The organism is Vibrio tapetis subsp. quintayensis (assembly GCF_030409945.1).
Taxonomy (GTDB): Bacteria; Pseudomonadota; Gammaproteobacteria; order Enterobacterales; family Vibrionaceae; genus Vibrio; species Vibrio quintayensis.
Window position 1 is genome coordinate 61,964 of the sequence record NZ_JAUFQV010000006.1, and the last position, 12,582, is coordinate 74,545.

Annotated in this window: 12 protein-coding genes; 3 read left to right on the forward strand and 9 right to left on the reverse strand. The window is 45.6% G+C overall.

Annotated elements, in window-relative coordinates:
* Positions 1-22: 22 nt before the first annotated feature.
* Positions 23-640 (reverse strand): helix-turn-helix transcriptional regulator, encoded by a 618-nt coding sequence (locus QWZ04_RS01215; RefSeq protein WP_290324245.1) that lies wholly within the window; start codon positions 638-640, stop codon positions 23-25.
* 179 nt (positions 641-819) lie between these two features.
* A complete protein-coding gene (glpX, locus tag QWZ04_RS01220; protein ID WP_290324248.1) occupies positions 820-1,827 on the reverse strand; it encodes a class II fructose-bisphosphatase in 1,008 nt (335 codons plus the stop codon).
* A 290-nt stretch (positions 1,828-2,117) separates the two neighbouring features.
* On the opposite strand from glpX, the gene zapB reads away from it, so the two are divergent.
* Entirely contained in the window at positions 2,118-2,360 is a 243-nt protein-coding gene (gene zapB, locus QWZ04_RS01225) for a cell division protein ZapB (RefSeq protein ID WP_290324250.1), read from the forward strand.
* Positions 2,361-2,658: 298 nt separating this feature from the next.
* Here the strand turns inward: zapB and rraA are convergent, their stop codons facing one another.
* From rraA to priA, 7 genes are all read right to left on the reverse strand, one after another.
* Positions 2,659-3,186: a ribonuclease E activity regulator RraA gene (rraA, locus tag QWZ04_RS01230; RefSeq protein WP_290324251.1), complete on the reverse strand. Its 528-nt coding sequence runs from the start codon at positions 3,184-3,186 to the stop codon at positions 2,659-2,661.
* 75 nt (positions 3,187-3,261) lie between these two features.
* Positions 3,262-4,179 carry a 1,4-dihydroxy-2-naphthoate polyprenyltransferase gene (locus QWZ04_RS01235; protein ID WP_290324253.1) on the reverse strand — a complete coding sequence of 306 codons (918 nt, stop codon included), beginning with the start codon at positions 4,177-4,179 and terminating at the stop codon, positions 3,262-3,264.
* A gap of 96 nt (positions 4,180-4,275) precedes the next feature.
* On the reverse strand, positions 4,276-5,607 hold the full coding sequence (hslU, locus tag QWZ04_RS01240; RefSeq protein ID WP_290324256.1) for an ATP-dependent protease ATPase subunit HslU: 1,332 nt from the start codon (positions 5,605-5,607) through the stop codon (positions 4,276-4,278).
* A 14-nt stretch (positions 5,608-5,621) separates the two neighbouring features.
* Entirely contained in the window at positions 5,622-6,155 is a 534-nt protein-coding gene (gene hslV, locus QWZ04_RS01245; protein WP_102523248.1) for an ATP-dependent protease subunit HslV, read from the reverse strand.
* 169 nt (positions 6,156-6,324) lie between these two features.
* Positions 6,325-6,864: an SPOR domain-containing protein gene (locus QWZ04_RS01250; protein WP_290324261.1), complete on the reverse strand. Its 540-nt coding sequence runs from the start codon at positions 6,862-6,864 to the stop codon at positions 6,325-6,327.
* A gap of 107 nt (positions 6,865-6,971) precedes the next feature.
* A complete protein-coding gene (cytR, locus tag QWZ04_RS01255; protein WP_290324263.1) occupies positions 6,972-7,976 on the reverse strand; it encodes a DNA-binding transcriptional regulator CytR in 1,005 nt (334 codons plus the stop codon).
* Positions 7,977-8,353: 377 nt separating this feature from the next.
* The gene (priA, locus tag QWZ04_RS01260; RefSeq protein ID WP_290324408.1) at positions 8,354-10,555 is read right to left on the reverse strand and encodes a primosomal protein N'; all 2,202 of its coding nucleotides are present in this window, start codon (positions 10,553-10,555) and stop codon (positions 8,354-8,356) included.
* Positions 10,556-10,831: 276 nt separating this feature from the next.
* Between priA and rpmE the strand changes: the two genes are divergently transcribed.
* Both rpmE and QWZ04_RS01270 read left to right on the forward strand, forming a co-directional pair.
* Positions 10,832-11,047: a 50S ribosomal protein L31 gene (gene rpmE, locus QWZ04_RS01265; RefSeq protein WP_290324266.1), complete on the forward strand. Its 216-nt coding sequence runs from the start codon at positions 10,832-10,834 to the stop codon at positions 11,045-11,047.
* Between the two features lie 251 nt (positions 11,048-11,298).
* On the forward strand, positions 11,299-12,558 hold the full coding sequence (locus QWZ04_RS01270) for a malic enzyme-like NAD(P)-binding protein (RefSeq protein WP_290324268.1): 1,260 nt from the start codon (positions 11,299-11,301) through the stop codon (positions 12,556-12,558).
* Positions 12,559-12,582 lie beyond the last annotated feature (24 nt).

Consider the following 12,582-nt stretch of genomic DNA (forward strand, 5'->3'; position numbering starts at 1 on the left):
GAGGAGGTATTATCGCTTGATATTAGCAATCTTGAATGACGTAGCTACAGCGTCGTTGGCCGTCAATAATATGCTCCGATCGTTCAACCGAGACTTTTTCGCCTAACAATTTGCGGAAAATATTTAACTCTGATTGGCATAGGCTGGGGCATCGTGTGGCGGCTTTACAAATAGGGCAGTGGTTTTCAACCAGAATATAACCTTGCTCAGATTGGGTAAGCTCTGCCATATAGCCTTCCCCCTCACGTAGTGCCGTGAGTACCCGCAATTTATCTTTGGTTGATTCACAATCGCTCATCGCGCTTTGGTAGTGAGAAAACGTCTTCTTTTCTCGCTCATTGGCGACTTGTAACAGACCTTGTTCACCGAAGAGTTCTTCAACGGCATCCAAAACATGAACCGTGAGATCACCATGACGATCACTAAAAAACGCATGTCCTTTACCTGTTAGGTTCCAGTGACGAGTAGGACGGCCGACTTTTACGCGGACATCATGAAAATCCAAATAACCATCGTCTTCTAGGCTTTGCAGGTGCTGCCTTGCTCCCATCGTTGTCATCGAAAAGTCTTCCGCGAGGTGTTTAGCGGTGACAGCTCCTTCGCGTTTGATTTTATGTAATATTCGGTCAGTTGTTTTCATCGGCACCTTATCCTTATCGCTCTACTATTATGGAGTATGGATTTAATAAAGCAAATAATTGATAAAGCGTGAAATATTGATAACAGAAACTTGTGAACAGGCTGATTAGCTATGAAAGTAGAGAGACGAAAAACAAAAAACGCAGCCGAGGCTGCGTTTTTAAAGAGGCCTAGGCAATATTACAAAATGAAGTCGCGGATCTCGTCGTCTTTACGCTCTAGGTAGTGGATCGACTTAATACGACGGATCGTACGGCAACGCCCACGAATTAGCAGTGTCTCTGATGTAGCAATATCGCCGTTGCGAGTAATGCCCTCAAGCAAGTCACCTTTAGTGATGCCTGTTGCTGAGAAGACAACGTTGTCGCTGCGAGCCATATCGCCCATTGCTAAGACAACGCCAGCTTCCACACCCATTTCTTTACAACGAGCGAGTTCAAGCTCACCGTGGGCACGGTTTTCTTCTGTGTCTTCTTTTACTTCATGACGAGGAAGCAAGCGGCCATGCATGTCGCCATCGAGTGCACGAATAACAGCAGCAGAAACCACACCTTCAGGTGCGCCACCGATGCAGTACATCATGTCTACTTCGCTGTCTGGCATACAAGTAAGAATAGACGCAGCAACGTCGCCATCTGGCACTGCAAAGACACGAACGCCCATGGCTTGCATCTCTGCAATTACCTTATCGTGACGTGGCTTAGCAAGCGTAGTAACGACTAGGGTATCGAGTGTTTTTCCTAGCGCTTTAGCGACATTTTCTAAATTCTCTTTTAGTGGTTTTTCAAGGTCGATTGCCCCTTTAGCTCCTGGGCCAACCACTAATTTTTCCATGTACATATCTGGTGCTTTCAGGAAACTGCCTTTTTCACCAGCGGCTAGAACTGCTAGCGCGTTTGACTGGCCCATAGCCGTCATGCGAGTTCCTTCAATTGGGTCAACTGCGATATCTACAGCATCACCACCAACACCAACTTGCTCGCCGATGTAGAGCATCGGAGCGTCATCAATCTCGCCTTCGCCAATTACGATTTCACCACTAATATCGGTTTTGTTAAGTAGGCAGCGCATTACTTCAACGGCAGCGCCATCGGCTGCGTTTTTATCGCCACGTCCTAACCACTTGTAACCTGCTAATGCGGCACCCTCGGTGACACGAGAAAATGCCATCGCTAAATCGCGTTTCATGCTGACTCCAGAACTAATGAATGGGTAAGAATAAATTCGGCGCGATTCTATCATAGTTCAGAGTAAACGTTTGCTTTTTTGCCTCAACCACGAATAACGCCAATGTTCAAAAGGCGGTAGAGCGGTTTTACGGCACCGATATGTCAAAACTTGCCATAAATCGCACTTTTTTTAACCAAATGAACAAATAAGGTAAATATTGAGCGTGAGTCAAACCAACATGACCAGTAGAATGAGTTATATTTTGTGAAATCCTTCACGCACACTGAATCAAATTAAGGTGGCCAAAGATGTCATTAGAAGTTTTAGAACAACTAGAAGCAAAAGTACAAACAGCCGTTGACACGATCGCGCTACTTCAAATGGAAGTGGAAGAGCTGAAAGAGCGTAACGATGCGCTAACAACAGAAGCAAGTGGCCTCAAAGGTAACAGCGAAGAATTAGAGCAGCAAAACCAGCAAATGCGTGAAGAGCACACTGCATGGCAGGAGCGTATCCGCAATCTACTCGGCAAAATGGACGACGTAGAGTAATTTTCTTTTCTACGTTGAGCGAAGCAAAATTTCGGTGTCGGTAGTGCTCATTTACGTTCGTAAACTCTGCGCTACCTCCTAGAAATCTGTCATCGCTCTTAGTAGGAAAGTAAATGACATAAGAATTTAAGCTGGTGATGATCCGCTTCCCTAGGGATACGCAATCGTACCTGCGCTTAATCTTCTTATTGCCTGTTTTAGAAAGGAGCTTTGGCTCCTTTTTTTATGCGGGTAACAAAAGTTTTGGAAACAAAAAAGACAGCCGAGGCTGTCTTTTTTAAATTGGTCAGAGCGTTAATTACTCTTCGTCAATGAACTCTTCTTCGTCTGCATCTTCTTCCATCTCTGCTTCAAGAGGTTCTTGAGACAGGATGATGCCAGTATTGTCTGCGTAGATGTAATCTTCAGGTAGGAAGGTTACGCCACCAAAATTAACCGCGACATCGATTTCACCGATATCTTGTGCAGCCGCACCAACAGGAATAGAAGCAAGTGCTTGAATACCGATGTTCATGTCTTCTAAATCGTCGACTTCGCGTACGCAACCGTAAACAACAATGCCTTCCCACTCATTTTCTTCTGCAAGTGTTGCTAACTCAGAATCGATCAATGCGCGACGAAGTGAACCGCCACCATCAATAAGCAGAATGCGCCCAGATCCCTCTTGTTCAAGAACAGAGCGAATCAAACCATTATCTTCAAAGCACTTAACGGTTGTGATTTGGCCTGCAAATGAGGCACTGCCACCAAAGTTACTAAACATTGGCTCGACGACATCAACTTGGTCTAAGTAAATATCACATAAGGCTGAGGTGTTGTATTCCATACGCATCATCTTCTAATTCAGAGGTCTGTCTTCGAGTATATAACGACTGTAAGTCATTGCAATGACAAGACTCAATTAACTGGCGAGAGTTTGACCAGTAACCACGATTGCAAACAGTAAGTTGGTGATGAGTGCACACTTTACGATGACAGGCATCATAGGGGCTAACTCGATAGGTTGGCGTGCGAGTAGAACATCCTTGCCATGCTTAAACAGCAGTAGCCCGGCTATTAACATGGCCGCTTCAAAGATAAGCGGTGTTTCAACCAGAGCTAGGTAGGCAATAAAGGGTAAGATGCCACCGACCAATAAAATGATGTGATAAAGCTTCGCTTTGTTGGATCCAAGGCGTACAGCGACGGTTTTTTTTCCGCAGGCTTTGTCATTGTCAATGTCGCGCATATTATTGATATTTAGAACTGCCACTGCTAATAACCCGCAACCAATGGCCGGCAAGAATACATCGCTACTGATGGTGCCTGTGTGAAGAAAGTAGGTACCAGCAACGCCAAGGAGGCCAAAGAAAATAAAGACAGATAAGTCGCCAAGACCGACGTAACCATAAGGTTTATTGCCGACGGTGTAAGCGATAGCGCTGAATATGGCTAACAATCCTAACCCCAGAAAAGCGGCAATGCTGGTTGGAGATTGAAGTGCATATAGAACGAGTGCGAGCCCAGAAATGAGTGTTAGCGCGATATTAATGATGATGGCTTGCTTCATTGCTGAAGTGGATACAGCACCAGATTGAATGGCTCTTGCGGGCCCTATACGCTCTTCATTGTCGGTGCCTTTTAGGGCATCGCCATAGTCGTTAGCAAGATTAGAGAGAATTTGCAGTAATACCGCCGTCAATAATGCAAGCAGCATGACAGGTAAAGAAAAGTGCCCGGTAAAAAAGGCCATACTACTGCCTGTGGCAATAGAAGCTAAAGCGAGGGGAAGGGTTTTTGGTCTCGCGGCATCAAGCCAAATGGCTAGGGATTCTCTCATGTTCAATCATTTCGTTAACAGCGTTGAGAGTCAGTATATCAATCACGATAGATATTGGTATAAAAAAGCCCACCGAAGTGGGCTTGAGGTATTGTGCTACAAGATAAAGCGACTTAGGTCTTCATCTTCAATAAACTCACCTAGCTTATCATTGACGAAAGTGGCATCAATTTCGATGCTCGATCCTGGCTTTTCACTGGCATCAAATGAGACTTCTTCCATCAAACGTTCCATTACGGTATGCAGTCGACGAGCACCAATATTTTCGGTGGTCTCATTAACACGCCATGCCGCATCAGCAATTTGAGAAATCCCATCTTCGGTGAATGATACACTCACTTCTTCCGTTGCCATTAGTGCTTGGTATTGCTCGGTAAGCGATGCTTTTGGTTCGGTAAGAATGCGCTTAAAATCACCGCTGGTTAGGGCTTCTAATTCAACGCGAATTGGTAAGCGACCTTGTAGCTCAGGTATGAGATCTGAAGGTCTCGCCACTTGGAAAGCGCCAGAAGCAATAAACAAGATATGGTCAGTCTTAACCATGCCATGCTTGGTTGATACCGTGCTGCCTTCGATGAGAGGGAGCAAATCGCGCTGCACACCTTCGCGAGAAACATCAGGGCCAGAGCTTTCACCACGCTTACAGATCTTGTCGATCTCATCTAAGAATACAATGCCGTTGTTTTCTACGTTGTAGATGGCTTGTTCTTTTAGCTCTTCTTGATTCACCAACTTAGCGGCCTCTTCTTCCGCTAGGGCTTTGAAGGCGTCTTTGATTTTCATCTTGCGACTTTTTTTGGTGTCGCCTGCAAGGTTTTGGAACATGCCTTGCAGTTGATTGGTCATCTCTTCCATGCCTGGAGGCGCCATGATCTCTACACCCATTTGAGGGGCGGCGACGTCAATCTCGATGTCTTTGTCGTCGAGCTTACCTTCACGCAGTTTTTTGCGGAAAATCTGGCGAGTATTGGATTTTTCTTCACCGGTATCGTTTTGGCTCCAGCCTTCACGAGGTGGTGGCAGTAAGGCGTCGAGGATACGCTCTTCTGCTTGCTCTTCTGCGCGAAACTTTACTTTTTCCATCGCTTGTTGGTGCGTCATTTTAATCGCAACATCCGTTAGATCACGGATAATGGTTTCGACTTCTTTGCCAACGTAACCCACTTCAGTAAATTTAGTTGCTTCCACTTTCATGAACGGGGCGTTAGCCAATTTAGCTAAGCGACGAGCAATTTCAGTTTTACCAACACCTGTTGGGCCAATCATTAGGATGTTTTTCGGTGATACTTCCACACGCAAGCTTTCTTCTAGTTGCATTCGGCGCCAGCGATTACGCAGAGCGATAGCAACAGCGCGTTTGGCTTTATCTTGACCAATGATGTGGCGGTTCAGTTCGTGAACAATTTCACGAGGAGTCATTTCAGACATGATAATTCCTTTCGTTACTTAGCTGTGATATCAAGCTCTTCCACCGTATGGTGGTGATTGGTAAATACGCAAATATCACCAGCAATTTTCAGCGATTTTTCGGCGATTTCACGAGCATCTAATTCTGTATTTTCTAGCATAGCTGTGGCTGCAGCTTGTGCAAAGTTGCCGCCTGATCCAATCGCGATGAGGTCATGCTCTGGCTGAACAACATCGCCGTTACCGGTAATAATGAGTGAAGCGGTTTCATCAGCAACAGCAAGTAGCGCTTCGAGTTTACGTAGGGCGCGATCGCTGCGCCAATCTTTTGCTAACTCAACAGCGGCTTTCGTTAAATGACCTTGGTGCATTTGCAGTTTGCTTTCGAATCGCTCAAATAGCGTAAATGCGTCGGCAGTGCTGCCAGCGAAACCTGCTAAAACTTGATTGTTGTAGAGACGACGCACTTTTTTAGCGTTGCCTTTCATTACGGTGTTGCCTAGGGAAACTTGACCGTCACCGGCGATGACAACTTTATTATTTCGGCGTACAGATACAATCGTAGTCACGTTATAAACCTTATTATTATTCGCTCGCGAGATATTACATATATAAGGGTATCTGTGTGCATTTCAAGGGGGAGGGATGAACCTCTTAATGTTGATTTCAAGCAAAAAATAGTCGAGGGCGCATAGTGCACCCTCGACTATTGACACTGGTTTGGCAGAATTCTGATGCTTATTGTGCTTCTTTCCAAATGGCACAGGGCTCGATTTTGGCGCGCTGCAGTTTGTGTTTATCACGCTCGGCGTCACGCTTGTATGGGTACGGGCCCAATACAACACGATACCAACTGCTGCCCTCTTTTTTGCGCACGTTACTGCTAATGCCTTGGAAGGCTATGTCTAACTTACGATTTTCAGCTTGCTGCTGAGTTTTGTAAGCGCCACATTGCATGATGTACGGGATGTCTGATTTCACTTGCTCTTTAGCAATGACTTCCACTTCTTTGTTCGGCAAGCTTTCCACAAACTCCCATTTTTCTTCAGGAGGCGGTGGCAGTGGCTTCGTGGCCTTTTTCTTGACCGGCTTTATTTCCGCAACCGGTTTGGGTTGTGGCGGCTCAGGGTCTTGGCTCAATAAATACAGGCCATATCCAAACCCACCCAGAAGCAGCAGCGCAATAACGCCTGCTTTCCATGGTTTTTTTCTGGTTGTTGTTTTTCGGGTCGGCTTTTTCTGCCCTCGACCTCTTCTTACATAATCTTTGTTGGCCACGTTATGACAGCTTACGTTAAAGGAAAATCGCCTGACATGGTAATCCAGAATGACTCCGGAAAACCAGCCTTGCGATTCAATTAGGGAAGCAAGTCAGCAAATTTAGGCTAACTTCTCGGAGGAGCTGCGCTTTTACGAATGATCAGTTCAGTCTCTAACAAGCGTGATCCTGCTTGGACATCATTCCCTTTTAATAGCTCGAGCAACATCAACATGGCTTGGCGGCCAATTTCATAACGTGGCTGTGAGATGGTGGTTAAGGGGGGATCGCAGTATTCAGAGAACTGAACGTTATCGAATCCGACAAAAGAGATGTCTTCAGGCACTTTAAAGCCCAATTTTTTGGCTTTTTGAATCGCACCAATCGCCATAACATCGTTATGACAGAAAATAGCCGTAGGTGGCTCAGGCAAAGAGAGCAGCTTGGCAATGGCTCGTTCACCAGATTCAAATGAAAAGTCACCTTCTTCTTTATAGGTTGGATTCATTGGAATGCCGGAACGGCGTAATGCTTGTTGATACCCTTGAGAACGGAACTGACATAACACGGCTTCTGATGGGCCAGTGATTTGAGCGATATTTCTGTGTCCCATTTGGGTAAGATAATTAACCGCTTCAAATGAAGACGTCAGGTTATCAATATGAACCGTTGGCAGTTCTAACTCAGGCGCAAATTCACACGCCATCACAAGAGGGGGTAGGTTCTTTTGTTCAGGCTTACTCACATCAAACGGAAGATGTGTGCCTAGCAGTAACATGCCGTCGGCTTGTTTGGTGAAGACGAGATTGACCAACGAGCTTTCTCGCTTTTGCTGCTGACCACTGTTGCCCAATAAAACGAGGTAGCCATTTTCTACCGCGGCGTCTTCGATACCACGGATGATCTCTGTAAAGTAGGAGTCACAGATGTCAGGTACGATCGTTATAATGGTCTTGGATTCATTTCGACGTAGATTTCGTGCAAGGGAATTGGGTGAATACCCCGACTCCATGACAGCGTCTTCAATTCGTTTTCGAGTTGTTGATGAAACTTTTTCAGGGTTCATTAACGCGCGCGAAACGGTGGCTGTTGATACTCCAGCAAGCTGGGCAACATCCTTCATTGTCGCCATAGGTAGTCCTCTTGGTTGTCCATTGCGCCATTGGTTCTTTGTCATTGCTCTGATCTGGCCGATCGAGAAGCGATATAAGAAGCAAACCGACATGAATAAAATATCTTATGCAGCGGCTAAACCTAATTAAAAAGTGGGTTAGCCAATGTAGCCGCATTCTGTATGTAGTTGATAAATGCGTTACTACCACAATCGCGTTGAATTTTTTTTGTTCGTTATTTATTCAAGCTAGCTGGTAGTTTATGTTCTTAGCCAAGAACAATTTACGGCCAGATTAACAAAAATTACATTACAAATGTGATGTTTATCACATCGATGTCATAACTTTGTCGAGTTTAGGGCGAGTTAGAGCGGTTGGCTATTTATAAAACAATTCATTAGCTTAGATCTTGGGGCTCGATATCTATCGACCAACGCACCTTTTTTGCATTTGGCAACAACTCAATGACCGGTTTGGCACTATATAGCAGTTTTTGCATTTGGCTGCGGCTTGAGACCTGAAGCAACAATTGCCAACGTGACTTTCCGGCTCGCTTAGCTAGGGGGGCGGGCATAGGGCCAAGCACCAAACAACTTTGACCAAAAAGAGGGTGTGCTTCGAGTGTTTGCCTTACTTGTTGTAGAAAAGATTCTACATGTTCTGGTTGATTGGCCTCTGCTCTAAACAGGGTTAAAAAGCTGAATGGTGGCAGTTGTGCCATTTTTCGTTCTTCTAACGCAGCATGGGCAAAGTGGTTATAATCTTTATGCAGAAGGGCTTGCAACAACTCATGCTCTGGGTGGTGAGTTTGTAGGATCACTTCGCCGGGTTTACTTGCACGACCTGCGCGGCCTGCAACCTGAATAAATAACTGGGCCAATCTTTCTGATGCTCTAAAGTCACTGCTATAGAGGGATCCATCCACATCGATGAGTGCGACCAAAGTAACATCAGGGAAGTGATGCCCTTTTGCCAGCATCTGGGTACCAATAAGAATTTGGTATTCTCCATTGCGAATCGAGGCCAGTGCGGCTTCCAAACTGCCTTTACGTCGCGTGCTGTCTCGGTCAATACGTAAGGTTTTATATTCTGGGAAAACTTCAGATAAATGGCTTTCAAGTTGCTCTGTGCCAACCCCAACAGACACCAATTGACTAGACCCACACCCTTGGCAATTATGTAAAACTGCGTGTTGAGATCCGCAGTGGTGGCAGCGCATTTCACGACTTTGTTGATGGAAAGTGTAATAAGCATCGCAACGTTTGCATTCCGCTATCCAACCACATTCATGACACATCAAGGCGGGCGAAAAACCACGGCGATTAAGAAATAGCATCACCTGATTGCCATCATTTAAGTGTCGGCGCATTTCCGCAATGAGTGGAGCTGATAGTCCGCTCTCTAAATAGAGTCCTTTAACATCAAGAACTTTGTTCGTCGCGGGTTTTGCTTTTCCAGCTCGCTCAGTTAGTGTTAAATGGTGATACTTGCCAGAGAGAGCGTTGTGTAAGGTTTCCAAAGCTGGGGTGGCTGACCCCAAAACAATCGGGATACTTTCTTTATTGGCACGCATAACCGCGACATCTCGTGCGTGGTATCTAAGGCTGTCCTGTTGTTTATAAGACGCGTCGTGCTCCTCATCTACGATGATAATGCCAAGTTTTGCGAAAGGCGTCATTAAGGCAGAACGAGTGCCGATTACGATGCCCGCTTGCTTATCTCTGGCGCTGAGCCATGCGTTAAGGCGCTCGGTATCATTTAACCCTGAGTGCACCACCGTGACCGGTACTTGGAAGCGCTTTTTAAATCGATTGATGGTTTGTGGTGTTAGGCCTATTTCGGGAACCAGCACTAACGCTTGCTCACCACGATCTAAAACGGGTTTTATCATGTTGAGATACACTTCCGTTTTTCCCGAACCCGTTACGCCCTCTAATAAAAAGCAGCCAAATTGGCGGTGGCTGTTTACCGCCGCAATCGCAATGGCCTGCTCTTCATTCAAATTGGGTTTATCACAATTGGCTTCGACGTGTTGCTGCCAGTCTTGAGTCGTGGGTTTGCGCTCTAAGCGTTCAATCCAACCTTTTTCCTGCAGTGTTTTCAGTGTAGAACTACTGACGTCTTGCTCTAGCATGGCTTGATGAGACATCGCCCCATGTTGCAGCAGGTGCATGATTTGAGCTTGCTTGACTGCGCGTCCAAAGCCAACCATTAGCTGATCACGGCCTTGCTCCGTTAACTGCCACTCAACTAAGGTGGCGAATTCCGCGGGTTTGCCTTTACGTAATAGAGCCGGCATCGCATTGGCAAGGGTGTCCCCTAGTGGGTACTGATAAAACTGGCTGCACCAATTGAGTAATTGATAGAGGGAATCTGGCCATACTGGCTCCGAATCAATTACTTGTTTAATTTTTTTTAGCTGATGAACCGCGAAGTCAGATTTGTGAACCAAAGCTGTGACGACCCCCACTAAGGTCTGGCGACCAAAAGGGACCGACACACGTCCGCCAATCACGGGAAATTGCTCATTAGGTATGAGGTAATCAAACCGTTTGTCTAAAGGGACAGGTAGAGCAACTTGGGCAATCGTCGGGCGCATAATAGAGTGATGGGTCATTTAGCTGTTAATCAACTATAGTAATTAAATCGACCATAAAATACGAGGAATATGCCAAGCCAAAGGTAAAGCGACACTGGTGATGAATAACATCGAACAAAATGGCGAAAAAACTATCAAATGAGTTGATCCGTCAAGCAACTTTCATTACTATACCGCGCCTAGAGCGATGTGTACTTGCGCGTCGACTATTTTGAAACTACGTGTGGTGTCCGGCTTAGACTCGGATAGCGACACGGCCTATATTAAGGTTATCCTATGAAAAACGGTATTCACCCAACTTACAAAGCAGTTTCTGCTACTTGTTCTTGTGGCAACACTTTTGAGTTCAACTCAACTCTTGCTAAAGAATCAATCCACCTAGACGTATGTGACAAATGTCACCCATTCTACACTGGTAAGCAACGTGTAGTTGATACTGGCGGCCGTGTTGATCGCTTCAACAAACGTTTTGGTGCTCTTAGCAGCAAGTAATTACGAAATTCGTAATACGACCAAATTCGAAAAGGACGCTCAGGCGTCCTTTTTTAGATCTTGGACTTAGCCATACTTGTTTTTCGCTTCTTTTGAACCATTTCGCATTTACCGCCCTAGAATTCCTTTGCGTATCACAATCACTTATCTATGTTATTGACATTCCGTCTAGGATCTCAGTCTGACTTACATTACTATAACCCCTCAGTTAACGTTTATGTAACCTCACACAGCATTGGGATTCTGCCACCATGTCCGAAGACAACAGCCAAAAAGATTTTCGTCAACAAGCTCTCGATTACCATGAATTTCCGACTGCAGGAAAAATCGGTGTCGCACTCACTACTCCGGCCGATACCGTTGAAGATTTGGCGCTGGCTTATAGCCCTGGTGTAGCAGAACCGGTAAGAGAAATTGCTCAAAATCCAGAGAACGTCTATAAGTACACGGCGAAAGGCAACATGGTTGCGGTTATTTCAAATGGTACGGCAATTTTAGGCCTAGGTAATTTAGGCCCGCTGGCATCTAAACCAGTAATGGAAGGTAAATCCTTATTGTTCAAGCGTTTCGCTAATTTGGATTCTATCGACATTGAAGTGAAGCATCGTACTATCCAAGAATTTGTCGATACTGTCGCGAATATCGCTGATACGTTCGGCGGCATCAATTTAGAAGACATCAAAGCGCCAGATTGCTTTGAGATAGAGCGCCAGCTTATCGAGCGTTGTGATGTGCCAGTGTTCCATGATGATCAACACGGTACAGCGATCGTTACGGCTGCGGGCATGCTCAATGCCATTGAACTGCAAGGTAAAGTGTTAGAAGAGTCGACCATCGTTTGTCTTGGTGCTGGTGCAGCAGCGGTTGCTTGTATGGAACTATTGATCAAATGTGGGGCTCAACGTGAAAAAATCTACATGTTGGATCGTAAGGGCGTTATTCATACACGTCGTGACGACTTAAACGAATATAAGCAGCTGTTTGCCAATAATACCGATAAACGTACCTTAGAAGATGTGATTGAAGGTGCAGACCTATTCCTAGGTGTATCAGGCCCGGATTTGTTGCCAGCTGAGGCACTTAAATTGATGGCTGATAAGCCTGTTGTGTTTGCATGCTCTAACCCTGACCCTGAAATCAAGCCAGAACTTGCGCATCAAGTTCGTGATGATTTGATCATGGGTACCGGACGCAGTGACTACCCTAATCAAGTAAACAATGTGATTTGTTTCCCATTCATTTTCCGTGGCGCACTCGATGTTCGTGCAAGTGAAATCAATATCGAGATGAAACTAGCGGCAGTTGAAGCGATTCGCCAGCTAGCGAAAGAAGCGGTACCTGAGGAAGTGAAAAAAGCGGCAGGTGTTGGTGAGCTAGAGTTTGGTTCGGGCTACATTATTCCTAAGCCAATGGATCCTCGTTTGTTGCCTCGCGTTGCTAAAGCAGTAGCGCAAGCTGCGGTAGATTCTGGTGTAGCTCGTATTGAGATGCCAGAAAACTATATGGGCTAAAGGCTAAAGGCTAAAGGCTAAAGG